General features: G+C 36.6%; 26 protein-coding genes, 1 pseudogene and 1 riboswitch. Of the genes and pseudogenes, 5 read left to right on the top strand and 22 right to left on the bottom strand.

The genetic code is table 11. The features are described 5' to 3' along the window. Nucleotides 1–65: 65 nt before the first annotated feature. From BAU28_RS16300 to BAU28_RS16285, 4 genes and pseudogenes are all read right to left on the bottom strand, one after another. On the bottom strand, nt 66–737 hold the full coding sequence (locus tag BAU28_RS16300; protein ID WP_071719153.1) for a nucleoside/nucleotide kinase family protein: 672 nt from the start codon (nt 735–737) through the stop codon (nt 66–68). Nucleotides 738–858: 121 nt separating this feature from the next. Then, nucleotides 859–1,602, bottom strand: a complete 744-nt coding sequence (locus tag BAU28_RS16295) for a metallophosphoesterase family protein (protein ID WP_071719152.1) — start codon at nt 1,600–1,602, stop codon at nt 859–861. An 85-nt stretch (nt 1,603–1,687) separates the two neighbouring features. After that, a pseudogene (locus tag BAU28_RS16290) lies at nt 1,688–2,020 on the bottom strand (phosphotransferase); the annotation flags it as partial. Between the two features lie 14 nt (nt 2,021–2,034). Further along, entirely contained in the window at nt 2,035–2,832 is a 798-nt protein-coding gene (locus BAU28_RS16285) for a VOC family protein (protein WP_071719151.1), read from the bottom strand. A 207-nt stretch (nt 2,833–3,039) separates the two neighbouring features. Here BAU28_RS16285 and BAU28_RS16280 point away from each other — a divergent pair, with 207 nt between their 5' ends. Further along, a complete protein-coding gene (locus BAU28_RS16280; RefSeq protein ID WP_025147842.1) occupies nt 3,040–3,942 on the top strand; it encodes a sulfite exporter TauE/SafE family protein in 903 nt (300 codons plus the stop codon). A gap of 40 nt (nt 3,943–3,982) precedes the next feature. Here the strand turns inward: BAU28_RS16280 and BAU28_RS16275 are convergent, their stop codons facing one another. Continuing rightward, complete coding sequence (locus BAU28_RS16275) at nt 3,983–4,432, bottom strand: GNAT family N-acetyltransferase (RefSeq protein WP_071719150.1); 450 nt, start codon at nt 4,430–4,432, stop codon at nt 3,983–3,985. Nucleotides 4,433–4,798: 366 nt separating this feature from the next. Further along, a riboswitch (Lysine riboswitch) is annotated at nt 4,799–4,991 on the top strand. A gap of 112 nt (nt 4,992–5,103) precedes the next feature. Here BAU28_RS16275 and BAU28_RS16270 point away from each other — a divergent pair. Continuing rightward, nucleotides 5,104–6,570 carry an amino acid permease gene (locus BAU28_RS16270; RefSeq protein WP_025147840.1) on the top strand — a complete coding sequence of 489 codons (1,467 nt, stop codon included), beginning with the start codon at nt 5,104–5,106 and terminating at the stop codon, nt 6,568–6,570. A gap of 113 nt (nt 6,571–6,683) precedes the next feature. After that, nucleotides 6,684–6,989, top strand: a complete 306-nt coding sequence (locus tag BAU28_RS16265; protein ID WP_071719149.1) for an iron-sulfur cluster biosynthesis family protein — start codon at nt 6,684–6,686, stop codon at nt 6,987–6,989. A gap of 62 nt (nt 6,990–7,051) precedes the next feature. Here the strand turns inward: BAU28_RS16265 and BAU28_RS16260 are convergent, their stop codons facing one another. Further along, nucleotides 7,052–7,543, bottom strand: a complete 492-nt coding sequence (locus BAU28_RS16260; RefSeq protein WP_071719560.1) for a DUF2716 domain-containing protein — start codon at nt 7,541–7,543, stop codon at nt 7,052–7,054. A gap of 198 nt (nt 7,544–7,741) precedes the next feature. Between BAU28_RS16260 and BAU28_RS16255 the strand changes: the two genes are divergently transcribed. After that, the gene (locus tag BAU28_RS16255) at nt 7,742–8,506 is read left to right on the top strand and encodes a class I SAM-dependent methyltransferase (RefSeq protein WP_071719148.1); all 765 of its coding nucleotides are present in this window, start codon (nt 7,742–7,744) and stop codon (nt 8,504–8,506) included. A gap of 81 nt (nt 8,507–8,587) precedes the next feature. On the opposite strand, the gene BAU28_RS16250 is transcribed toward BAU28_RS16255, so the two are convergent. The 16 genes from BAU28_RS16250 to dapA form a co-directional block, all read right to left on the bottom strand. Then, nucleotides 8,588–9,115 (bottom strand): NUDIX hydrolase, encoded by a 528-nt coding sequence (locus BAU28_RS16250; protein ID WP_071719147.1) that lies wholly within the window; start codon nt 9,113–9,115, stop codon nt 8,588–8,590. A 143-nt stretch (nt 9,116–9,258) separates the two neighbouring features. After that, nucleotides 9,259–9,780 (bottom strand): signal peptidase I, encoded by a 522-nt coding sequence (gene lepB / locus BAU28_RS16245; protein ID WP_071719146.1) that lies wholly within the window; start codon nt 9,778–9,780, stop codon nt 9,259–9,261. Between the two features lie 102 nt (nt 9,781–9,882). Next, nucleotides 9,883–12,057: a peptidoglycan D,D-transpeptidase FtsI family protein gene (locus BAU28_RS16240; protein ID WP_208610973.1), complete on the bottom strand. Its 2,175-nt coding sequence runs from the start codon at nt 12,055–12,057 to the stop codon at nt 9,883–9,885. Nucleotides 12,058–12,311: 254 nt separating this feature from the next. Further along, on the bottom strand, nt 12,312–13,052 hold the full coding sequence (locus BAU28_RS16235; protein ID WP_082148017.1) for an NAD-dependent protein deacylase: 741 nt from the start codon (nt 13,050–13,052) through the stop codon (nt 12,312–12,314). Nucleotides 13,053–13,119: 67 nt separating this feature from the next. Beyond that, on the bottom strand, nt 13,120–13,767 hold the full coding sequence (pcp, locus tag BAU28_RS16230; RefSeq protein WP_071719144.1) for a pyroglutamyl-peptidase I: 648 nt from the start codon (nt 13,765–13,767) through the stop codon (nt 13,120–13,122). A 16-nt stretch (nt 13,768–13,783) separates the two neighbouring features. Beyond that, entirely contained in the window at nt 13,784–14,746 is a 963-nt protein-coding gene (locus BAU28_RS16225) for a DUF979 domain-containing protein (RefSeq protein ID WP_048375237.1), read from the bottom strand. 1 nt (nt 14,747) lies between these two features. Continuing rightward, the gene (locus BAU28_RS16220; RefSeq protein WP_048375235.1) at nt 14,748–15,443 is read right to left on the bottom strand and encodes a DUF969 domain-containing protein; all 696 of its coding nucleotides are present in this window, start codon (nt 15,441–15,443) and stop codon (nt 14,748–14,750) included. A gap of 22 nt (nt 15,444–15,465) precedes the next feature. Beyond that, nucleotides 15,466–16,227 carry a 5-oxoprolinase subunit PxpA gene (gene pxpA / locus BAU28_RS16215; protein ID WP_071719143.1) on the bottom strand — a complete coding sequence of 254 codons (762 nt, stop codon included), beginning with the start codon at nt 16,225–16,227 and terminating at the stop codon, nt 15,466–15,468. An 18-nt stretch (nt 16,228–16,245) separates the two neighbouring features. After that, nucleotides 16,246–17,235 (bottom strand): 5-oxoprolinase subunit C family protein, encoded by a 990-nt coding sequence (locus BAU28_RS16210; protein WP_071719142.1) that lies wholly within the window; start codon nt 17,233–17,235, stop codon nt 16,246–16,248. After that, nucleotides 17,226–17,939, bottom strand: coding sequence for a 5-oxoprolinase subunit PxpB (pxpB, locus tag BAU28_RS16205; RefSeq protein ID WP_071719141.1), 714 nt, complete (start codon nt 17,937–17,939; stop codon nt 17,226–17,228). Before pxpB ends, BAU28_RS16210 begins: the two co-directional genes overlap by 10 nt. A 14-nt stretch (nt 17,940–17,953) precedes the next feature. Further along, complete coding sequence (locus BAU28_RS16200) at nt 17,954–18,706, bottom strand: IclR family transcriptional regulator (RefSeq protein WP_071719140.1); 753 nt, start codon at nt 18,704–18,706, stop codon at nt 17,954–17,956. A 157-nt stretch (nt 18,707–18,863) separates the two neighbouring features. Beyond that, complete coding sequence (gene lepB / locus BAU28_RS16195) at nt 18,864–19,415, bottom strand: signal peptidase I (protein ID WP_002172560.1); 552 nt, start codon at nt 19,413–19,415, stop codon at nt 18,864–18,866. A gap of 27 nt (nt 19,416–19,442) precedes the next feature. Further along, the gene (locus BAU28_RS16190) at nt 19,443–20,120 is read right to left on the bottom strand and encodes a copper homeostasis protein CutC (RefSeq protein ID WP_071719139.1); all 678 of its coding nucleotides are present in this window, start codon (nt 20,118–20,120) and stop codon (nt 19,443–19,445) included. A 242-nt stretch (nt 20,121–20,362) separates the two neighbouring features. Then, the gene (gene abaF, locus BAU28_RS16185) at nt 20,363–21,670 is read right to left on the bottom strand and encodes a fosfomycin efflux MFS transporter AbaF (RefSeq protein ID WP_029952877.1); all 1,308 of its coding nucleotides are present in this window, start codon (nt 21,668–21,670) and stop codon (nt 20,363–20,365) included. A 33-nt stretch (nt 21,671–21,703) separates the two neighbouring features. After that, on the bottom strand, nt 21,704–23,188 hold the full coding sequence (locus BAU28_RS16180) for an aldehyde dehydrogenase (RefSeq protein ID WP_071719138.1): 1,485 nt from the start codon (nt 23,186–23,188) through the stop codon (nt 21,704–21,706). Nucleotides 23,189–23,204: 16 nt separating this feature from the next. Continuing rightward, on the bottom strand, nt 23,205–24,071 hold the full coding sequence (gene dapA, locus BAU28_RS16175; RefSeq protein WP_071719137.1) for a 4-hydroxy-tetrahydrodipicolinate synthase: 867 nt from the start codon (nt 24,069–24,071) through the stop codon (nt 23,205–23,207). 300 nt (nt 24,072–24,371) lie between these two features. Between dapA and BAU28_RS16170 the strand changes: the two genes are divergently transcribed. Then, on the top strand, nt 24,372–24,917 hold the full coding sequence (locus BAU28_RS16170; protein WP_071719136.1) for a helix-turn-helix domain-containing protein: 546 nt from the start codon (nt 24,372–24,374) through the stop codon (nt 24,915–24,917). Nucleotides 24,918–25,116 lie beyond the last annotated feature (199 nt).

Here is a 25,116-nt window from a genome sequence, read left to right as displayed (position 1 = left end):
TTTTCATAAAATTAATTTAATTATAACAATAAATAAAAGGTTATACATATATTTCTGACTGTGCATTACTTTCGTTCATGAAATATAACATCTGGATTTCCAAAATCACTATTCAGAAATATAGCATCCGCACACTCTGTCGGATTATGCTCGTTTATATACATTTTACATGCTGCATGATACCTGTTCAAAAACATCTTCTCTGCTTCTTCATAACTTCCAAAAGCTTCAGTCTCTCGCTCTGCACCACGTTTTCTCGCAATCTCAAAGTCTGTATCTACAAAAATTTTATAATCAAATAAATGCTCAATATCTTTTTTTAATAGGAATGTTCCATCTACTACTAACACCATATTAGGCGGAGCCACTAGAGGCGCGTTATGTACAGGGATGTCCGTTATTAAGTTATGAGAAATCGTTTCATAATGTAAATCTCCATTAGATCCTAAAGGCATTAATAGTCTTTCTTTAAAAGCTGTATAATCATGTGCATCTTCATAATACCCTCTCGCTGATTCTTTTCCTTGCACATATCGAATCGCTCTCGGGTTATGAAAATCGTCAATGCTGGCACGTGTTACTTGTACTCCCCGTTTTTTCATTTCCTCTGCCAGCTCATTTGCAAATGTTGTCTTTCCTGAGGCTGTAATGCCACTCACTCCAACTCTTATTGGATGAGTTAAGTTTAACCTTAAAATATGATCAGCAATTTCATTCATTCGTTTTTGGCGATGCATGATATTCCCTCCTCAATTTTGTTTACATAATAAAATTATGATAAATAAAATTGTCACTACTTGTCGGTAAGTCGATATATTTGAAAAATCGTTGATATATTTTTATTGATTTACATATTCCTCAATTCGCCTTAAACCCTCGATACAAAGCAGTACGTAACTCCTGCTTATATTCCTCAATTTCTGGCATATCGAGCTCTTCCGCTAATCGAATTGCTAATTCAATATCATACGGTACACGTACGAGTTGAACGGAAAAGCTCGCTGCTTCTTTTTCATTGTATGTTCCTTCAAAAATTAAATAGGAAGCTTGTGTAATTTCAAGTGGATTTCCTACGCTACCAGCATTACATAACGTTTTCCCCCTAAAATTTTGAACGTATGCTTGATGAACGTCACCGTAGCAAACAACATCTGGTTTTCTTTCCCCTTCTATATTCTCTGTCAACTCACTATTTTCGAACATACTAACACGCTCTTCTCTTGAAGCGTGTGGTTGAATTCTTTCATACAAACTTCTCGGTGAAGCGTGGAACATACGAATGAGTTTCCCACTCATATAAAACTCAATTGAAAATGGTAAACTTCTTAAATACTCATTTTCTTCTTCTGACAGTTGTTTTTGATGCCATTTTAATGCTTCAAATTCAGTCGGTTTTGTAATGAAATCATCCCAGTTTCCCATTACGACTCCTTCACATTCTTTACGAACGATTTCAATTACTTCGCTTGAATGAGGTCCTTTTCCTACTAAATCACCCAGACAAATAATGCGCTCTATTCCTCTTAATTTAATATCTTTCAGTACGGATTCTAATGCTGGAATATTACCATGAATATCTGAAATTACCGCAATTTTATCCAAATGAATCCCTCCATCATTTTTTGTTTACTCTATCCACATTAAATGATTGATACCATCTCGGAACATAAGAAGAAAAATCGTTATGCTCTTCTATAGATAAAGTTTTTAATATATCTTCACCATCTAATCCATCAATCCACTCAAAAACTTATACACATTTCTTTAATTCGGTAAGGCTTATAAAATGAATTAATTTTGGCATGGGAATATGTAATGACTCTAGCCGCTGCATATATTCATATTCTTCCTGCTTCCGTTCAAAATATGAAGAATCACATACTTTGATAAAATATGTTTCTCCACTCTCTAATTCAACTTTATATTTTTCATCAAATGAAAAACCTTTTGAAATAACAGTCGCTCTTACTATAAGAGGCCAGTCTAGTTTTCTTTCTATCGCTTTTAAAATTGTCTCCACAAAACTCACCTCTATTAATATATGTACATACTACCTAGTACTTGATGCTCCTGTTTTCCTTCCCCTTTAAACTCCACCGCAAACGGATATTCTCCGTACTGTACTAAACGTTCTTGTACGAACCCTTCCCCTACCGGTTCACAAAACTGCACACTAATACCACCAAATAATACACTTTGACACTCTGCATTCCACTCTTCATCTCTTATGATTGAACTTACTGTTAATCCCATTACTTCTTTCCATTTCTGCACTGTGTCTCGAACGTTTTTCACCGCATAATGAATTGTTTTTATTTCTTGCACTTTATTTTTATGTTCCGTAATCGTCCCTGTTTTACGTAGATCATTTCTTCTTTCTTCATCCGTTTCATTCCACTGTATAAAGAAAGGTAATTTCGGTCCATCTTCTTCCTGCTTTACAAATAACATTTTCCATTCTAATAGGCGACCATCTTCTCTCATACGTTTTCCTTCAAATGGTCCTATCGTTTGCAAACCATGTTTTTGTAAATTAACGGCTAATTCTTCAATTTCATCTGTTCGAATTGCGATTTGTAGCATACCTTCTCCATTTTGCAATTTAAAAACCGTTTCCTGCACTAATGGATTTTCTGCTTCTTTCGCTTTTTCTTCGTGCTGGACTGCTAAAAATTCTATATATGATAAATCAAAATAACATAAACTATTCCAAGTACCCCAGTTTGTATGCTGTCCACCTTGTACTGTATGAAAACCTAATGACTGCATTTGTTTTGCTGCTTCCTCAGGCGTACAATGAACTGCGTGAACGAGATGATCAAATGCTAACATATTCTTTCTCCCCTTTCTCTCCATCCTTTTATTGTATATTCTCTCTTTCTTTCATTCAATTCAAAAAACTTTAAAACCTAGTTGATTTATAAGATTAATATGCATTATAATGAAACAAATTAATATAATGCTGATTGGAAAAACCAAAGGCACTTTTCTCACACGGGAAAAGTGCCTTTTTTATTTATTATTTTAGGGGGATTATTTATGCAGAAATTAATTGTCTTTGCTATTATTGGTTTTTTCGCTCAATTGATTGATGGAGCGCTTGGAATGGCGTATGGGGTAACGTCTTCCTCTTTATTATTAATGTTTGGTATCGCACCAGCTGTTGCTTCTGCATCAGTTCATTTAGCTGAAGTAGTCACTACTGCCGCTTCCGGTGCATCTCATATACGATTCGGAAACGTTGATAAATATACAGTTTCTAGACTTACATTGCCAGGGGCGATCGGTGCTTTTGTCGGGGCATGTTTTTTAAGTAATTTACCTGGCGATGTAATTAAACCATACATTTCCTTATTTTTATTTACTTTAGGGGTTTATATTTTATTACGATTCATCATCCAAAAACAAATTGTTGCTTCAAATAAGCGTATGTCTGCGAAACAACTTGTGCCGCTTGGCTTATTTGCAGGATTTGTTGATTCAACTGGCGGTGGTGGCTGGGGGCCTATTACGACACCTGTTCTTCTTGCAAGAGGAAATGAAGCTAGAAAAGTTATTGGATCTGTAGATACGAGCGAATTTCCTGTTTCACTCGCTGCAACAATCGGCTTTTTCATCTCACTTGGCTGGGAACAAGTTAGCTGGGTTTGGGTATTTGCCTTAATGCTCGGCGGTGTTGTTGCCGCACCAATCGCAGCATGGTTAGTACGCATCGTTCCTCCACATTTACTCGGCGTACTCGTCGGTGGCCTTATTATCTTTACGAATATACGTACATTACTTACATCATTTAAAGTTGATCCAACTATTATTACACTTTCTTATGTTGCAGTTGGTCTAGTCGTTATTATTTCTATTTTCATTTCTGTCCGTAATCATTCAAATCATTCGAAACAAACGACGATAGGCTATCCGACAGATCAAAAACAAATGCTACCATAATTGCGCAAAATACCGCCCGATTTGCTTCGGGCGGTATTTTTTATTTTTCAATCTTCCAATTAATCATTGTTTCAGTACTATTTACTTTATTCATATGTAATTTCTCTAATACACGAATAGAGCTATAGTTATCAAGGAGTGTCTCTGCTATAACCGTTTCCACCTCTCCTGTTTGAAAAGCCCACTTCATTAATTCACGAACCGCTTCTGTTGCATACCCTTTATTCCAATATTTCTCAATAAATCCGTAACCCATTTCAACTGTATGATTCTCATTAGGTGCCCCTTTAAATCCTATATCACCTAAAACGATGTCATCTTCTTTTCGAATAACATACCAAGCGCCCCACGGTAATAAAGCCGCATCTTGTTTCACATTTTCTACATGCCCTAAAATATGCGGACCACTATTGTATCCTTGATTATTCGCAATTTGAACCCACTCTTCCGTACACGGGATAATATGTAATCTTTCCGTTTCTAATTTCATAACGATGTCCCCTTTTCCATTAAACAATACTTCAATTTTATCATATAATATAAAGAATATTCATTCTTTTCTCTTCAAAAAAATAAAGAACTAATCCCCTTTTAATGTTTATGTCGAATTTTATTTTCTGAATTTTCTTTTAATTTTAGAGGATTTTTCATTATTTTTTGCGAAACATTTGTATAACAATTTTTTCTTTGCTTATTGTTACATAATAGTAGGTTCGGGTGGAGTTTTGCAAGCGTTTCCTATACAATAACCGATAATTTTTGACTTTTCCCTACAAAATTCCTTGCAATATTTTCAGAAAGTCATTACAATTGCCATATATTAAAAATCATAGCAATAAATAAATCCTCATCAATCCGATGAGGTAGAGGTTGCAACTTTTAAGAGTATAACGGCCGAGACACAGAGAATGTCATCGACTCCGTTTGAAAGGAAAAGTTGCCGAAGTTTATATTTCTTCTCTGGAAATATGGGCTGGGGCTGTCTCCGAAAGGAACAGAACTGTCACGTTTACAAAATTACCGTGTAGACGTGGGGTGCTATCTTAACGGAAGGGTATGATGGGGTGGTTATTTGTGAAACGTTCCGCCTAATTCTTTTGGCGGTTTTTTGTATTTTTCTCCCCCGCTCCTTCCTATCTTACAAGAAAAGGAGTGTTGAACATGAATAGCGCAACGAATCAAGCTACCTCTAAAACGCAAACTACACAAGGACAAGGTGAATTAAAACGTGGATTAAAATCTCGTCACCTTACGATGATCTCTCTCGGTGGTACAATCGGTACCGGACTATTTCTTGCCAGCGGTAGTGTTATCCATACAGCTGGTCCCGGCGGTGCACTAGTTGCATACGCTGCAATTGGGATTATGGTTTATTTTTTAATGACAAGCTTAGCAGAACTCGCAGCTTACATGCCTGTTACTGGATCTTTTAGTACTTATGCAACAAAATTTGTTGATCCATCACTTGGTTTTGCACTTGGATGGAACTATTGGTATAACTGGGCGATTACGATCGCTGCTGAACTAGCGGCCGTAACATTAATTATGAAATTTTGGTTCCCAAATACACCTTCTCTTATTTGGAGTGGACTTTGTTTAGCTATTATTTTTCTCTTAAATTATTTATCTGTTAAAGGATTTGGTGAATCTGAATATTGGTTCGCACTTATTAAAGTAGTTACTATTATTATCTTTTTAATTGTCGGTTTTATGATGATTTTTGGAATTATGGGCGGCGAATTTATTGGATTTAAGAACTTCACTGTTGCAGATGCACCATTTAACGGCGGAATCATGGCAATTATCGGTGTATTTATGGCCGCTGGATTCTCATTCCAAGGAACTGAATTATTAGGAGTGGCTGCTGGTGAAACGTCTGATCCAGAACGTAATATTCCGAAAGCAATTCGTTCTATTTTTTGGCGTATTCTATTATTCTACATTTTAGCAATTCTCGTTATTGGTTTATTAATTCCTTATACGACTGATAGCCTTGCAGCAAGTGATGTTACAGTAAGTCCATTTACACTTGTATTTGAAAAAGCGGGCGTTGCCTTTGCTGCTTCTGTTATGAACGCTGTTATTTTAACTGCCGTTTTATCTGCTGGTAACTCTGGAATGTACGCATCAACTCGTATGCTTTGGGATTTAGCTCGCCAAGGAAAAGCACCAAAGTTTTTAGGTAAATTAGATAGCCGCGGTGTACCTGTTAACGCATTAATCGCAACATCAGTAGTTGGTAGCGTCGCTTTCATCGCTTCTTTATACGGTGACGGTGTTGTATACATTTGGTTATTAAATGCTTCTGGGATGTCAGGATTTATTGCTTGGGTAGGAATCGCTATTAGTCATTACCGTTTCCGAAAAGCATATATTGCCCAAGGAAAAGATTTAAAAGATTTACCATATAAAGCAAAATGGTTCCCGTTCGGTCCAATCTTTGCATTTACACTTTGTGTGATCGTTATTTTAGGTCAAAACTACGGAGCATTTATGGGAGCATCTATCGATTGGAACGGTGTACTTGTTTCTTACATCGGTTTACCGCTCTTCTTAATACTATGGTTAGGATATAAATTTACTAAGAAAACGAAAGTGATTCCACTTGATAAATGTGAACTGAAATAAAGTACAACGAGCAAACAATATTGTTTGCTCGTTTTTTATTGCAATGCTTCTTCCTTCCCTATTTCTTCTGTTTTTGCAATAATAGAAGAAACATAAATAAAGGTTGGGATCCAATGAACATTCGTATTACTGATGAAGCAAAAGCAGCTATACAGAGGCTAGAACGTGAAGACAAAAAGATCATTCGCATTAGAGGAACAATGACAAACTCTTGTAGTATTTTTGTTGATGTTGATCTAATTTGGGATACATATAATGCAAATGACGCTGTATATGAAGATGAACAGCTTATTGTACAAATGGACTCATTCACAAAAGATTATACTGGTGATACGTTAAAACTTGATTATAAGACGACTGGTTTTAGTATTACGACTCCGAGTGAGACATTGGTGTATGGATTGTCGATAAAAAAATAAAAAGATGCCAATATTTCGTATTGAAGTATTGGCATCTTTTATATTCAAATTAGAGATACACATTAGCCCTGCCTTAAAATCTTATAAAACATTTCCGGTTTATTTTGCTGAATGCTCTCTATTAGTTCTTTTCCAAATATCGTTATACTCTTTTCCCAAGGATGACCTAAATACCCCCACTTCAAGTCCTTCTGAATAAAGAAATAGTAGTCTCCATTTGGGATGATTGGAATTATCCACTCATCAAATTCATTTCTATCGAACTTTAAATATGGATTTACCCAGTAACATTCATGTTGCCAATCAAGTACCGTTATATATTCATCTAATTCTGTATTCTCTCTAAAAGCTTGTAACGCTTTTTCTTCAAGCTCGTCATATGCACTTAAATCCACCGACTCACCGAAATACTGAGAAATATCATATGTAACAAAAGGACTTGGCACTTTAAATGATGGAAATGTAACATCACTCGGTGAAAACTCAAGTTCACTGTATACCCTGTCCCAAATTTGATCGTACTCTTTGTCTGTAAACTCAATCCAATTTTTCATTAAACAACTGCCTTCCCTTATAATTTCAAAGGATTTCCACTCGACTATCCCGAATATATAAATAACTATTCTCGCGAGGAGCGAATGTAATATGAATCTATTCGAACACGAAACGTAAGACCGCTTCATTTTAATAAGAGGTCCTCCCTTTCTCATTTCTTACTATATCATTCATTAATGAAATAGGAGGACAATAATATGAAACGTGATCCATTATTTTCAGCACTATTAGAAAGTGCAAAGACAAATTTTAGCGGCTGGGACTTTTCTTTCATTTCAGAAACTGGTCGAATGAATAGCGAGCCTTTATCATGGTCGTACGGTAGCGCTGCTTTCCAGCTTATGCAACATGCAAAATCAATGTTAGATATGGGTACTGGCGGCGGAGAGTTTTTATCTATGTTACAACCGTTTCCGTCCAGTATGTATGCTACTGAAGGATTTACTCCAAACGTACCAATTGCTCGAAAAAAATTAGAGCCTTTAGGAGTTCAAGTTCTCGAAGTAACAGATGATTCTGCTTTACCGTTTCACGATAACCAATTTGATTTCATAATAAATAGACATGAATCATATAGCGCTTCTGAAGTAAAAAGGATCCTTTCGCCAAATGGTGTATTCCTTACTCAGCAAGTCGGTGGTCTTGATTGTTCCCACCTTAATGAGCTGTTTGGTGCACCGCTTAATTCAGAATTTGTAAGTTGGTCACTCGAAACAGCATGTAGTGAATTAAAGCAAAGTGGATTTACAATTATAGAAGCGAAGGAAGAGTTCCCTCTTCAGCGCTATTATGATATCGGCGCTGTCGTTTATTATTTAAAAGCAATTCCGTGGCAAATCCCTGATTTTACTATCGAAGGCTATAATGAGGAATTGTATCGCATACATGAAATGATCTTGCAAAAAGGATATTTCGATGTAAAGCAACACCGCTTTATCATTAAAGCAAATTATGTAGAGTAAAACTTGAATTAGCATTCCCTGCAAAAAAGCCAAATTCCAATAAAGGATTTGGCTTTTTTTAGTATTTTAACGGGGCTTCTCCTATTGAGAAACGAGATGTTTTACATGTCGTTTTTTCGTATCATCTTCTGTCAGAATAGAAGTTATGTAATCAATGATATTCCTGTTATCATAAATAAAGGTATGCTCTAATTTATTATCCTTTTTTAATAATATCGGTAAGTATCTTTGTAAATTGCTAACTACACCTCTGTTATCACCATCTAATATCCAATCGATTGACTTCCATTCTAATATTCCTTCAGCCGTGCTTAATGGTGTGTCCATATGTACTCCATCTGGTAAATCAGCAAGGAATACATACATTCCCTCACTATCCAGAGGCTCGTCTTTATCTTTAAAGATAATATTCCCCTTATACGTTACACTACTTTGAAGCTGAATTCCCGTTTCCTCAAACGTTTCTCTAATTACTCCTTCATATGGGGTTTCATTATCCTCAATTTTACCGCCAACACCATTCCACATTCCCATTGTCGGCTTTTTATTCCTATTCAAAAGGAGTATGTTATCCCCTTTTCTAATGAAGCATATTGTGTACTTATACATATTATCATACCCTTTCTATTTCCTAACCGTTAACTTAATATAAAAGCGTTACTTATCATCACCCTAACAGGAGCACTTGAGGATGAAAAAGTTCATCTAATTCATTCGTTGTTTTTTGAAGAAAATAAAATAACTAGACTAAACTAGTCTAGTATTTTCATTTTCGAAAAAGGATAATATATAAATTCCACCTTGCCAATAACGTTATCTTCTTCAATATATCCTAAGCCATTTCGACTATCCCTACTATACTCACGATTATCTCCCATTACAAATAACTTATTTGGTGGAATCTTTGTCTTTTGAAAGTTGTAAAACACTTGTGTATTGTTATATAGGTCTTTATTTATATACGGTTCATCTTGCTTTTTGTCATTAACATATACACTTCCATTCGTTATGTTAATGACATCACCAGGAAGTCCTATTACGCGTTTTACATAATATTTCGATCCATCTTCTTCTTTAATAATGACGATTTCTCCGTGCTGTAAGTTAGAAAAATGTACAGCGGCTTTATTTACAAATACGTAGTCTTCTTCATGTAGAGTCGGCTGCATCGATTTCCCTTCAACCTTACATAGAGTAAAAGACTGATACACTACTACCAAAACAAATATAAATAGTATGTACTTTCCCCAGCCGCCCTTGATCTCCTTTTTCATATGTATTCCCACCTTATCAAAACACTTTTCAGCTCAAAAATATATCACTGCACAATATGGTTTCATCTGTGCAGTGATATACTACAGTTTGAATTTCATTTTTTACTGTGCCTTATTCGGCTGTTGTGCGACCGGGACTGCACTTACACCTGATCTCTGTGCTTTCAAATCAAAATACGCATCCAAAATTTCTTTACCAATTGCAGAATTAATACCTGATTTATCATTATTCACCCACGGTACAACAACAGAAAAAGCTACTTCCGGATCAGCGTCATATGGTGCATAACCGGCGAGAGTTAAATTATAACATTTTTTTCGGTTATTGTTCTCATCTCTTCCAATATCACTTTCCCCACCATATACCGTCTCTGCTGTTCCTGTTTTTCCAGCCGGTTTATACGGTAGACCTTTAAAAGTTCCAGTACCTGTCCCATCAGCTTCCTGGAAAACTCTTCTAAACCCTTCTTTTACATGATTAATATATGTAAGATCCATATCCACTCGATTTAACACGACTGGTTCCATCGATTGAATGACTTTTCCTACTTCCTCTGGTCTATTTGGTTGCTCTCTAATTTCCTGCACAATTTGTGGTTTCATCCGGTAACCACCATTTGCAATTGTTGACATATATTGCACTAGTTGCAACGGCGTATATGTATCATATTGTCCAATCGCATAATCAAGTAAAAAACCTGGTATATTATCTGTTCTACCTATTTGACCTATCGATTCATTCGGTAAATCTATACCCGTTGGTACGCCTAAACCAAATTGTCTAAAATAATAACGCATTTTATTAAATGCATCTTGTTTAATATCTAACGGATTGTTTGCTACGTAATCAACCCCTGCAATTTTTAAGGCCGTATTAAACATGTAGACATTGGATGATACTTGCAATGCTCTTAAATCATCAATATCTCCAAAGTCTTTCCACGATTTCTTCGGCTTCGAACTTCCTTTAAAGAACATTGGGGCATCAAAGAAATGTGTATATGGCTTAATCGCTTCTGTTTGATATCCCGTTAATACCGTAGCTCCTTTCACCGTTGATCCTAACTCATACGAGCTTATCATCGTTCCTAAAGCGTAGTCTTCTATTTGCATTCCACCGTCTTTATTTACAATTTTCTTCCCTGCCAATGATAAGATTTGGCCATTTTTTGGATTCATCATAACGACGAACGCACGGTCCATCATCGGTTCTGAAGAATGAAATGCCCTTAAATTTTTTTCAAGACTTTCCTCCACTTTCTTCTGTAGATCCATATCAACTGTTAATATTAAATTGTTTCCACTTTTTCCTTTTGTCACTTTTTCAGTCCGAATAATATTTCCCGCTTTATCAGTAATATTTTTAGACTGTTCTTTCGTCCCATGCAGTGCATCTTCGTATTGTTTTTCGATGTAACTCTTACCGATACGATCATTTCGGTTATAATCTCGTACTAAATAATAGTCTAATTGCTCCCTCGGTAATCCTTCATTCTCACTAGAAACACTACCAAGTACAGAACGGAGTATTTTGTCATTTGGGTATTCACGCTCCCAATCTACAGTCGTATCTACGCCTGGCAAGCTCGACAACCTTTCACTAACTACTGCGTATTCATTTTGACTAACATCTTTTTTGACAATTTGGGGTGTCATTTTATATCCCGCATTCATTTTACTTTTAATTGCTAGTACTTCTATATCTTCTTTTGAAAGCTCATTTAATTCTTCTTGTGTAATTCTTTCCCTTCTCAATTCTTCCACTTTTTTATCTAAGTCTTTTCCTTCTATTTTCCGCTCTCTAAATGTATTCTCATCATCTTTTGTTACTTTTTTTGCTGCACGCTCTTCATTTAACTGCATCCAAAAGTCTTTTTTATCTGTCTCTGTTAACTTGTCCATATCTTCTTGTGGCATTTCGATTAACTGTGCCAATCCTCTTGCTACTTTTAAAACTTCCTTCGAGTCTACCCCTTTCATTTTCGTGTATGTAACTGTTCGTAACGGTTTATTATTAACAATAGGTTTTCCTTCTCGGTCAAACATTTTCCCTCTAGGTACAGGTGTACTCACCGTTACATCTTCCTTTTTATTCACTTCATTTCGATACGTTTCTCCATCAATGATTTGTACTTTACCTAGCTGAATAATAATAGCTGAAAATAAAAGAAATACGACAAAAAATAATACATTTAATCGAAATGGAATATGAGTCTTTTTCTTTTTCGACTGTTTCTGCTTCTCCTTTTTCTGTCTCATTTTGCTCCCTCGCTTCATTCTATTAACATTTCTCTGCATGAAAAAAATACGTTCCCTACATTGCACGCAAATACATCATTATGTGTCAAATTTATTTATATGATATATATAGAATTTTATATTAATTACAAAAGAAAGAAAAGATTTAATTTTCAGTTTTCTACGTTCATGCCCTATTTATTACCATTCCCCTTACTAAGCAATAACATGAATATATTTCATACAAAAAAACTGAGGTGGCCACCATTCACCTCAGTTTTTTAATCAAATCATTATTCTTTCATTGAAGATAGGCTTTCTACAAATTCACCAATCTTATTTTGGAAAACATAATCAAAATTATATTCTTGTCCTGTTAACTCTTCATTTACTAAAATTGTTGTTGCCCCTACTTCTCTCTTTGCCATTTCTGGGAATGAAGCGACAGGCTGTACTTTTAATGACGTTCCCATTACGAGAAGTACATCTGTTTCATATAAACGTTTTATCGCATTTTGATATTGTGGTAACGTATCTCCGTATAAAACAACATCTGGATTTAGAATGAAATTGCATTTCTCACAGCGCGGCACTTCATGATCAATCATATACTGTAAATCATATCCCGCTTTACACTTCGGACAATGCGCAGTTTGAAGTGTTCCATGTAAATCAATTACATGTTTACTTCCACCTAATTGATGCAAACCATCAATATTTTGCGTTAAAATCGTTATGTCTTTTCCTTGTTCCTCTAGCTCTGCTAAAAAGTGATGCCCACGATTCGCTTCATATTGATGAAACGTATTAATTTGAAAGATTTCTTTATAATGCTTCCAAAATTCTTTCGGATTTCTATTATAATAGCCTCTTGATAAATACATCTCTACATTCGCATCAGCATATAATCCATTTGCTGAACGAAAATCAGGGATTCCACTTTCCGTGCTTGCACCAGCACCTGTTAACACTGTAATTTTCTTTGCTTTTTCTAATATCGAACGTACTTCCTCATATTGCTGCACAAAAATCACCTCTATGTATATTCATACACTATATTATACCAGTTGTTTACAGAAGGTGTTGTACAATTCGCTTTATTTAATGCGTCGCGCCCCCGCATTCAACAATATCTATTTCCACTTCTGTTGTTACCTCAACTGCTAATTGTATCCCTTTACGAATCGTAGAAAGTGACATACTCGGGTGCCCTGGATAATTACTCGCTTGTTCTGGTAGGAACGGAATATGAACAAAACCACCTTTTATTTTCTTATCATGTTTCTCTAGTTCATGCATAAGACCATAGAATAAGTGATTACAAACGAATGTACCTGCAGTTTGTGAAACGGAAGTTGGTATACCTTCTTCGCGAAGTCTTTTTACGATTGCTTTCATCGGAAGTGTGGACCAATACGCAATAGGGCCTTCTTCTACAACCGGTATATCCACCGGCCTGTTCCCTTCATTATCAGCAATTCTTGCATCGTCAACGTTAATTGCTACACGCTCTATCGTAATATCTGCCCTGCCCCCAGCTTGTCCAATACATATAATAATTTCAGGAGTCAGCTCTTCTATATACGCTTTTAATACTTGTATTGATGTTTGAAATACGGTTGGAACTTGTTTACTAATAATCTTGTACTCTCCGATTGTTTGTTCATGCAAACTTTTTGCGACTTCCCAAGCTGGATTGATGCTTTCTCCGCCGAACGGATCAAATCCCGTTAGTAATACTGTTTTCATAGTTTCACTCTCCTAATTAGAAACGATATACAAGACCGTACATTATAAACATATTTATAATGAAAATCGAAATAGCAATTGGTACTTGCGCCTTAATGACAGCATTTTTATCTTTCAGTTCTAAAAGCATCGCCGGAACGATATTAAAGTTTGCCGCCATTGGAGTAATCAGCGTTCCGCAATATCCAGCAAACATGCCGAGTGCTGCCATAATCGCTGGATTCCCCCCATGCATTTGTACAATTAGAGGTAAACCGATTCCGCCAGTAATTACTGCAAATGCTGCGAATGCATTCCCCATTACAACTGTAAACAGCATCATCCCTAAACAATATGCCATAACAGCAACGAACGGATACTCTGTCGGTAATACTTGTCCGACTAAATCAGAAACAACTTGTCCAACGCCAGACTTCGCGAAAATACCGCCAAGCGCCGCTAACATTTGTGGTAAAATAACAGCCCAGCCAACAGCTTGTAATAATCTACTTCCTTCTTGAACAGGCGTTGTTATTTTCGCCTTTGTGATGCTCATCGCCGCTACGAAAGCGAGTAACGCTCCTAATGCTAGTGCAATTAATGTCACTTTATCAGGATCAACAAGTGCGACATTTCCCCATTTGATTTTTCCTAACGTTAGCGTTCCGATAATTGTAAAAATAGGTATTAAAAGTGCAGGCATGAAAATTTTATTTTTTAATTTCTCAGCATGTTTCACACGTTCTTGTACTGGTACTTCTTTCTCCTGAGATTTTGTTACTTTATTTAATGAAGCTAAAACGACCATGACAAGTACAATACAGCCAACATAAAACGAAGGGATTACATTTCCAAATATAAATGTAACTGCAAACAATGCCCAAAATAAACTAGAACCAAATCGGTTTGGATGCTCACGATCAAATGCAATCCGAACAGCGATAAATGCAACGATTATACCTAATATATAATAAATTGTATCCATTGTTATTACGTTCATCTTATATAACCTCCTTCTCTTGTTTTTCTTCTGCCTTCATTGTTTTCTCTATATACTTATCAAACCTTCTAAACCTAATCCAGCTCACAATAAGGGCAGATATCGCAGTCGGAATTCCCCAAAGCGCCATATCCCATACACCGACATGCATTCCTACTGAATCGAAGAACCCTTTCATTAATAAAATGGCACCAGTTGCGATAAAAATATCTTCTCCGAAAAACCAAGCTGTGTTTTCCGCAGCTGCTGCGTTTGCTTTAATCTTCTCTCTTAATTTTTCAGGAAGTTTACCATACCTACCTTGCGCAGCTCCCTCTGCCATTGGTGCAACAAGTGGTCTCACTGTTTGCGCATGACCACCAATATTAAGTCCAAGTGCCGCTGAAGATTCTCTTATCGTAAAATATGACATTAATACTCTTCCAGTTGTAGCTCCTTTTGACTTCGTTATAAGTGCCTCTGCTCTTTCCTTTAGCCCATAACGCTCTAATATCCCGATTACAGGTAAAGTTAACAATATTGGCATAGACATATATCTGTTTTCTACGAAAAATTTACCGAACATGCTGATCACATCATAAAAGCTTAAGCCTGAAACCATACCAGTAACAATACCTGCAACCATAACTACTAACAGTGTATTTAATCTAAATAAAAAACCAACCGCAACAAGTAAAATTCCAATTAATTTCACCATTTGTAACACTTCCCCTCATTTTTTATTTTGGTGCACTTATAGAAATACCGTTAAGTTCGAATGTTCTGTATATTCTCCCCGCAAATTGTACTGCTTTCTCTCCATCTCCATGTAAACATATCGTTTGCGCCTGAAGTGCTACTTTCCCTCCAGTAACTGCTTCTACATACCCTTCTTTCACCATTTGAAGTACTTGGTTTATTGCTTCGTCTTCATTTTTTATAAGAGCATTTTCTTCTGTACGGCTTGTTAAAGTTCCATCCTGCTTATACGTACGATCAGCAAAAGCTTCTTGTACGAAAGTTACTTTATACTTTTCGGCCGCTCGCGTAAATGCATCGCTATTCGCTAATCCGTAAAGTAATAGTTCAGGGTTTATATGAGAAATTGCCTTTGCGATTGCATCCGCAATTTCCGAATCAGTTGCCGCCATATTATATAGGGCACCGTGCGGCTTTACATGATGCATATTTCCTCCAGCAGCTTTAACAAACCCGTCCAATGCGCCAATTTGATATAAAACATAATCGTATACTTCACTTGGTGAAACGTGCATGTTCCTTCTCCCAAATCCAATTAAATCAGGAAATCCGGGATGCGCCCCGATTGCTACATTATGTTGTAATGCTTTTTCAACTGTTTGCCGCATAACGATCGGATCACCAGCATGAAAGCCACAAGCAATATTTATTGAGGAAACGAACGGAAGAATTTCATCATCATTCCCCATTTTATAAGCTCCAAAACTTTCTCCTAAATCACAGTTTAAATCAATTGTAGTCACGATGTTTTCCTCCTAATCTCAGCTTCGTAAAGCGATGAATTTCTTTACTAGACTCATATTTTCTTCCTGCTTTATATATAATTGTTCAGCTTCTTCCATAGAGATTTTTTCAAAAGTTACATAGTCTCCTGGTTTCAACTGCGCTAGAAGAGGTAAATCTACTGAAATGACATTTCCAATTCTCGGATAGCCGCCTGTCGTTTGTCTATCTGCCATTAATATAATAGGCTGTCCACCATTCGGTACTTGAATTGTTCCAAATGTAACTGGACTCGATAAAATTTCTATCTCTTCAACTCTATTTAAAACTTCTCCGTCAAGCCTATACCCCATACGATCAGCATAATTGGACACTTTATACTCTTTCGTAAAAAACGACTTTGTACTTTCTTCTGTAAATTGATCATATTCAAAGTCTGTTATAACGCGAAGAGTAGGATGCTTCTTACATTTTGGTAACGCCTTGTTACAAATTGCCCACTTCGTTTTTATACGCTTTTCTTCTTGTAAGTTTTGTATGAAACGACTCGCAACTTCTGGTCGTGTACCAATTTGAAAATAGTCTCCTTTTTTCAGCATTCTCCCTTCCATACCGCCAATAGCAGCACGTATGTAAGTACTTTTGCTTCCCATCGTACGATCAATATCGATACCGCCCGCAAAGGTCACATACGCCCTACACCCGCTTTTCGCTTTTCCGAAACAAAGCATGCTTCCCTCTTCAGCTAACACGGGACGCCATAACGGAATACGTTCTCCATTTAATAACGGTTCCATATTTGCCCCGCCAATCGCTAATAAAGTCGTTTTCTTTATTAACAATTTAGGCCCCATTATCGTAATTTCGAGTCCAGCTTCATTCTCTTCATTGCCAACTAACATATTAATCATCCTGAGTGCGCTCTTATCCATAGCGCCTCCAACAGGTACACCATATTGTTGATAATGGTAACGTCCTAAATCTTGGACTGTTGTAAACATCCCAGCATGCAAAACCTCTACATCCATTCTTTAGCCCCCTCTAACGATACGTACTCTTCCTTTGTTATCGGGATAAAACGTAAATACATACCGCTTTGAATATAGGTAGGTGTTTCTTCTTTCGGATTAAATAAAAGGATTGGTGTTCGGCCAATAATATTCCATCCGCCCGGCGTTTCAAGCGGATAAATACCTGTTTGATTTCCGCCAATACCTACTGAACCAGGTGCGATTTGTAACCGTGGTGTTTCTTTTCTAGGTGTTTCTAATTCTTTCGGTAATCCTCCTAAATAAGGGAACCCAGGTGTAAAACCTAACATATACACAAAATACGTCGTTTCACTATGTATTCGAATAACATCCTCTACTTGTAACCCATGATAATACGCGACCTCTTCTAAATCTGGCCCATATTCTCCCCCGTAGCAAACTGGTATAGAAATATGTTTCACATCCCTTTTCACTTCTTCCTTATAAGTATCATATAGCCCATTTATGTACTGGCATACGTAATCATATGGTCTTATATTTCTATCATTTTTCTTCCATACTTCGAACAAATTGTAGTACACCGCTAATGAAGTAAATGACGGAACACATTCTATCATCCCTGGAAATGGATGTTGCTGCAGTGCTTGAAATAATCGCTGTACTTTTTCATATATGTCCATCCTGATTTCTTCACCAAATGTAACAATAATTGCTTGATCTCCTAACGTAGAAAATTTCATCCCATTCCCTCTTTCTACTCCCAAAAGCCGAGTTCTTTCGAAATGCGGTACGCCGTTTCTTTCACTTTCGCAATAAAATATGGAATGTTACTTTCGCTATATTCAATTGCTAATCCTGAAATACTAATACCCGCTACAACAGTTCCATCATTTGCGAAAATTGGCGCTGCTATGGCCGCTGTATGATTTTCTAATTCAGAATAACTAATTGTATACCCTTCCGTTTTCGCCATATGTAATACTTCTAGCAAATGCTCTTTATTAACAATCGTTCCATCTGCAAATTGCATTAAATTTATTGCCTCTACATATTTCCTTTTCTCTTCCTCAGAAAAATACGATAGTAAAATTCTCGGACACGCGCCGGCATACAGTGGAGCTCTTCTTCCAACCGCCGTATAAACACGTACCGGCTGAGCTCCTTCCATCTTTTCAACATAAATTGCATCATTACCATCTTGAATAATTAAATTAACTGCCTGTCCTAAACTATCTCTAAGCTCTTTCATATATGGAAGAGCAATATTTCTTACCGATAACCTTTGTGAAACAAGTTGACCAAATCGTAAAAAAACGACTCCGAGACGATACTTACTCTTTTCTGTTTTTTGTAAAAACCCCATCTCTTCTAACGAACCAATTAAACGATAAACAGATGTTTTTGGCATATTCGTAAGCTGAACCATCTCTGTTAAACTTAGCTCCTCATGTTCATAAAACAACTCCAAAATATCCATTGTCTTAACTGCCGTTTTATTTATATTCATCCTATCTCCTTTATGTTCCGAATTTCGGAACTTGAATTCCGTTTTTCGAAACAAATATATAATTAAAAATTATAAAATATTCTTTAAATTCTATCAATATATTTTTGAACAAATAAAAAAGTATGGAAGAATACCTCTCCCATACTTTCTCTACACTTTATAACGCTCTTACTTGTTTCAATGGCCAGAAAACAGCTTGTCCTTTTCCGACAATTTCATCTTCTGAAATAAATCCAAACATACGACCGTCTTTAGAAACTTCACGATTATCTCCTAAAACAAATACTTGGCCTTCTGGCACTTTCGTTTTCCCTGTAATTTGTTCTAACGTAAAATCAGGAGTTAATACACGACCAGCTGCTTTTTCTTTATATTCTTTTAAATACGGTTCTTCCATCGCTTTTCCGTTTACATATAAAACATCATTTTTATACTCAACTGTATCACCTGGTAAACCAATTACTCGTTTTACTAAATCATACCCTTCTTTTCCGTGGAAGATAATAACGTCAAAGCGATCTAATCCATTAATACTATAACCAATCTTATTAACGAGAACTCGCTCATTATTTTCTAAAGTTGGCATCATCGACTCACCTTGTACTAGTGAAGGCGTAAATAATATCCCTCGAACGATAAAAGCAATCCCAAGTGTAATCCCTATCGTTTTAATCCATGAGATTACTTCTTTTTTCGTATTTTTCTCCATCTTTTCCCCTCTTTTCTAACATGACAACTATTTTATTAAAACTGCTAACTCTTGTACTAATCCTGGATCAATTTCAGAAAAACATGATTTACCTTCTCTCACAGCTGTACCTACATGTGCCTGCGCGATTCCAGTTTCATCTAGCAATTGTTTTACATTCTCTTTCGTTACTCCGCTTCCAACAACAAGCTGTATATTCCCTTCACTTTCCTTTTGCATCTCTCTAAGCACCGGAATATTAGCTACTACATTTCCTTGTCCGCCTGAAGTTAACACGTGAGTAACTTTATTGAATTTCTTCAAAACCTTCATCGCTTCTGCCGGATTTTCTGTATCATCTATCGCACGGTGATACGTTACATTTATTCCATCTACAACAGATAATAAATCTGCTAATTTCTGTGCATCAACTTCATTTTGTTCATTTAATACACCTAATACAACACCAGCAGCCCCAAGATTTTGAGCAACTTCAATATCTTCTTTCATCATTTCAATTTCTTCTTCCGTATATATAAAAGACTTCGCATGCGGACGAATCATGACATGAACCGGTATTTGTACTGCTTCTACTGCTTTTTTTATAAAGGCATAACTCGGTGTTAAACCACCTTCTGTATACGATGAAATGAGTTCAATTCGATTTCCACCAGCCTTTTCAATTCGCTTCACATCTTCTAAACAAGTTGCAATAACCTCTAGCATGAGATAACCTCTTTTCGTGCTTTTTTCTCATTATACAGTAGTAGAAATAAGAAACCTAGCTTTCTCCTATAAAACTATAAAAAGAAGAATGAAAAGAAAGATTTTTTCAAACGATACACCTCTTGAAATATCAGAAAAATAAAAAGACCTCTTAGAGACACGCTGCTCAAAGAGGCCATTCTTATCAATCTTTATTATAAAATAACAGTTATAAAGCGATTGTATGTGGCTTACGAAAATATTTACTTAGCTTTCTTAAACGTGAGTGATTTACCTTTTGTTTCTTTTACTAACATGATACATGAGATTGAAATAATACTTGAGATGACTAAATAAATTGAAATTGGGATAGAACTATTAAATTTATTTAGGAGACTTAATGAAATTAATGGTGCCAATGATCCTGCCAAAATTGGTGCTACTTGATAACATAAAGACAAAGCTGTATATCTGATGTGCGTTGGGAATAACTCTGTCATTAATGCGGAGTATGGTGAATACGTCATCGATTGTATGAATAGACCAATAGTAATGGCAGTAATAATTAACCAATCATTTCCTGTATCCATCATTGGAAACCCGATAAATCCCCAAAATGCAGTTAAAACAGCTCCTGTCATATAAATTGGCTTCCGTCCCCACACATCACTTAAGTGTCCCATTAATGGGATGAGGAAAAAGTGAATTGCATGAGCACCAAACATTAATAATAAAATTTGTGAAGTATCTTTATTAACCGCAAGTTTTAAATAACTAATAGAGAAAGTGACCACTATATAGTATAAGATATTTTCTGCAAAACGAGCTCCAATACCAGCAATAATCGCTTTTTTATGATCTCTAATCACTTCTATAATACCTAATTGCTGTTTTTCTAATTGAGCTTGTTTTTCTTGTGACTCTTTGAAAATAGGGGCATCGTCTACACTTTTACGAATCCAAAGACCAATTAGGACGACAACAGCAGAGAACCAAAATGCTACACGCCAACCCCAGTCCATAAATTGCTCGGGGCTTAAATTTTTAGATAAAAGTAATAGGATAATTGTTGCTATTAAATTCCCTAATGGTACGCCTGCCTGTGGCCAGCTTGCCCAATATCCACGTCTATCACTAGGGCTGTGCTCAGATACTAAAATAACAGCTCCACCCCATTCTCCACCAAAAGCAAATCCTTGAATTAAACGTAAAGTAACGAGTAAGATCGGAGCCCAATACCCAATACTGCTGAATGTCGGAATACATCCCATTAAGAAAGTCGTTATTCCAACGATAATTAAACTAAGCTGTAATAAATTTTTACGCCCAAATTTATCACCATAATGACCAAAAACAAGTCCGCCGATAGGTCTAGCTAAAAAGCCTACCGCATAGAGAGCAAATGCAGCCAGGATGCCATCAATAGCACTTCCCGTTTGTTGGAAAAATAATTCTCCAAAAACGAGAGCAGAAGCGGTTCCATATAAGAAAAACTCATACCATTCAGCCACAGATCCAATCATCGATGCAACAACAACTTTTTTTAGCTGCTTATTATCTGTTTTCCCCATGTTTAGTCCCCCAATAATAGCAGATTCAGATTATTATGAATGAACGTACCAAATTACTTTTGTCATCACATATTGTTCAAAAGCTTCTAATCCATTATCTTTGCCACCAAAGCCAGATTGTTTAAAGCCACCAAATGGGGTGGTGATATCCCCTTCACTAAAACCATTCACAGAAACGGTTCCAGCTTTAATGGCACGTGCCACACGCATCGTTCGCTGTACATTTTGGCTATAAAAAGAAGCAGCTAACCCGTAAGAGGTGTTATTGGCAAGGGCAATTGCTTCTTCTTCCTTTTCGAACGTACTAACCGCTAAAATCGGACCAAATACTTCATTTTGGAACAATGTCATGTTAGCGGTTACATTTTCGAAAATAGTTGGTTCTATGTACCAGCCGCTGCCCACATCACTGTGAACTTTCCCTCCAGCAACTAGGCTCCCCCCTTCTTGAAGCGTAATATCCAAGAACGACTTCACTTTATTAAAGTGTGCTTCTTCAATCATGGGGCCAATGGCAACTGACTCTTCCATCGGGTTACCTAATTTCCAGCTTGTTAAGCCAGACTTTAATTTTTCTAATAATTCCTCTTTGACAGATTCATGTACGATCAAACGGGAACCGCAGCTGCAGTTTTCACTCATATTCCAAAAGGCAGCTGATAAAATATGCGGAACAGCCGCATCCAAGTCAGCATCTTCAAACACGACCTGCGGGCTTTTGCCACCACACTCTAAGACAATTTCTTTAAGGTTACTTTCTGCTGAATATTTTAAGAAATACCTGCCGACTTCCGTTGATCCGGTAAATGATACAATGTCTACATCCATGTGACGCCCTAATGGTTCACCTACTTTTTCGCCTAAACCACACACTAAACTTAAAGCGCCTCTTGGAACACCTGCTTCATAAGCAAGTTCAATCATACGGTAAGCACTGAGTGAAGTTAATTCCGCCGGTTTCACAATAACGGAATTCCCTGCAGCTAATGCAGGTGCCACTTTCCAAGCAAACATTTGCGCGGGAAAGTTCCAAGGTAATACCGCACCAACAACGCCAATCGGTTCAGTGACAATCAAGCCCAAAGCATCTTTACCCGTAGGAGCGACTTTGCCAAAGAGTTTATCAATTGCTTCAGCGTACCAATAAAACGTATCAATCGTTGCTGGCATGTCAGTATTTAAACATTCAGTAATCGGTTTTCCAGCATCTATACAATCTAAGGCAGCCAGTTCTTCGCTATGTTCTTCGAGCAATTGTGCCCAGCGGATCATCACTTTCTTACGCTCATTAGGGGATAATTGACTCCAAATCCCTGCTTCAAATGTCTCCCTCGCTACTTTAACGGCCGCATCTACATCCCGCTCATCACCATCGGCAATATAGCCAATTAAGCTATTGTCGATGGGAGTGCGGTTTTCTAATTTGTCGGCAGTACTCGTAAAACCATCAATTAAGTTGCCTGCCCATAGCTTTCCTTCTTTAGCAAGGGCAAAAACTTGTTCTCTTGATACAGTCATTTGTCTCTCCTCCAGATTATTTATTAAAGAAAGCTAAGAATTCCACCTTTTCCTCTTCTGATAAATCAGATAATGGGAGACGTACCGAGCCAACGTTAATCTCACCTTTTAAGCAACCTAGTTTGGCTTTTTGGTTGTAGTTACCAGATTCCATTGAATGAATAGCTGGGTAGATTCCGCGCATAATTTGTCGAGCCTTGTCCCAATCACCAGCTTGCGCAGCATTAAACATAGCAACTTGCTCTTCTGGGAACACATTCCCTGCACCAGCAATCCAGCTTTTCGCACCCCAGAAGAAAAAGTCTATAGGTTGATCATCACAGCCACAAATTACTTCAAAGTTCTCAAATGGGGTTTGTAGCAAGCGTAAAGCACGACTAAAGTCACCACTGCTCTCTTTAATACCGACAATTTTCTGATTTTTAGACAGATGCACTACAGTTTCATACTCAATTTCAATGCCAATGCGCGCAGGGAAATTGTACATGATAATCGGTAAATCAGTTGCTAATGCCACAGTTTCATAATGGGCAATCACACCCGTTTGGTCAGGCAGGCTATAAGGAGTTGGTGACAACATTAAGCCTTCATAGCCCAATTCTTTCGCTTGCTTGGCACGGTTAACCGCCCCCTCGGTTGATAAATCATTAATACCTGCAATTAAAGTTACGCGACCTTTAGCCACTTCTGCCACAGTTTTTAATACAGTTTCACGTTCTACTTCGTTTAAGGCGTAATATTCGCCAGTCGTGCCACACACCACTAAACCAGTAACACCTTTATCAATAAATATGTTAGTCAATTGCTTTAAAGTATCTACATCTAAACTTTTATCATTTTTAAACGGGGTGATCAACGGAACTAAAATACCATGAAAATTCATCTTCATTCTCCTTAAGTGTTTATTTTTTAGTAATATATTACTTCAATTTTAAAATCAAATTTGAAGTAATACTTCAATTATTTATGATGATAACACACTGATTTTTTAATGTAAATGTAATTTTCTGAATATTTTTAAAGATATTTTTCTTTTTTTTTGAACTATTATCACTTACTATTTAAGTGGCACTTCATTTCAAAGTGAATTTCTTTTCATCTTGAGGTTACATACAGCACCCTACTAAATAAATTTTCCTAGAATAGTAATCATGATTAATATCAGTTACAGGAGTGGAGAAAAGTGAACGATTTAATTGGAGTAAAAATAAAGAGTTTGAGAAAAGAGCGTAAGTTAACATTAAAACAAATTGCTGATCAGACAAATCTTTCAATCAGCTTTTTATCGCAAGTCGAACGATCAAAATCATCTATAACGCTCGAATCATTGAAAAAAATTTCTGAAGCACTCGGTGTCAATCCGAGCTACTTTTTTTCAGAGTCTGGAAAGCAGGCAACACCAACAGTTATGAGAAACATCATTAGTAAGACGAACACTCTACATAACCAATTTTTTTATAGGGATTTAGCGGGCAACATTGAAAATCCACTATTTAATCCTATTTTAGTATTGCTTAACCCAGGTGCTAAAAAAGAGGATTCTTATTCACATTCGGGGCAAGAATTTCTATACGTTCTAGAAGGACAACTGACGCTCCTCATTGACAATGAGGAGCATGTTTTGAATCCTTATGATTGTATTTTCCTAGATTCAACAACACCTCACAATTGGGTGAATAAAACAGATTCGATTGTAAAATTCCTTTGCGTTTCAAGTATTCCAGTATAAGTTTCAACGGGTTCATTAGACATGTTCTATGATTGAGGTAGCTGCGAGTCATTCGTCTGAATCACTTGCAGCCCTTTCGAAACCCCGTTAATCATCTATAAAGAAACAAGATTTTTTCTTCGTAACACCTCCTCTCTCCTTTATAATTATTCTGTGAATTTAAATAATCAACCACACCTCTTATTTATAAAAAAACGAC

This window comes from Bacillus paramycoides (assembly GCF_001884235.1).
Taxonomy (GTDB): domain Bacteria; phylum Bacillota; class Bacilli; order Bacillales; family Bacillaceae_G; genus Bacillus_A; species Bacillus_A paramycoides.
The sequence above is the reverse complement of the archived record's forward strand: the minus strand, read 5'-3'. Positions and strand labels throughout refer to the sequence as shown.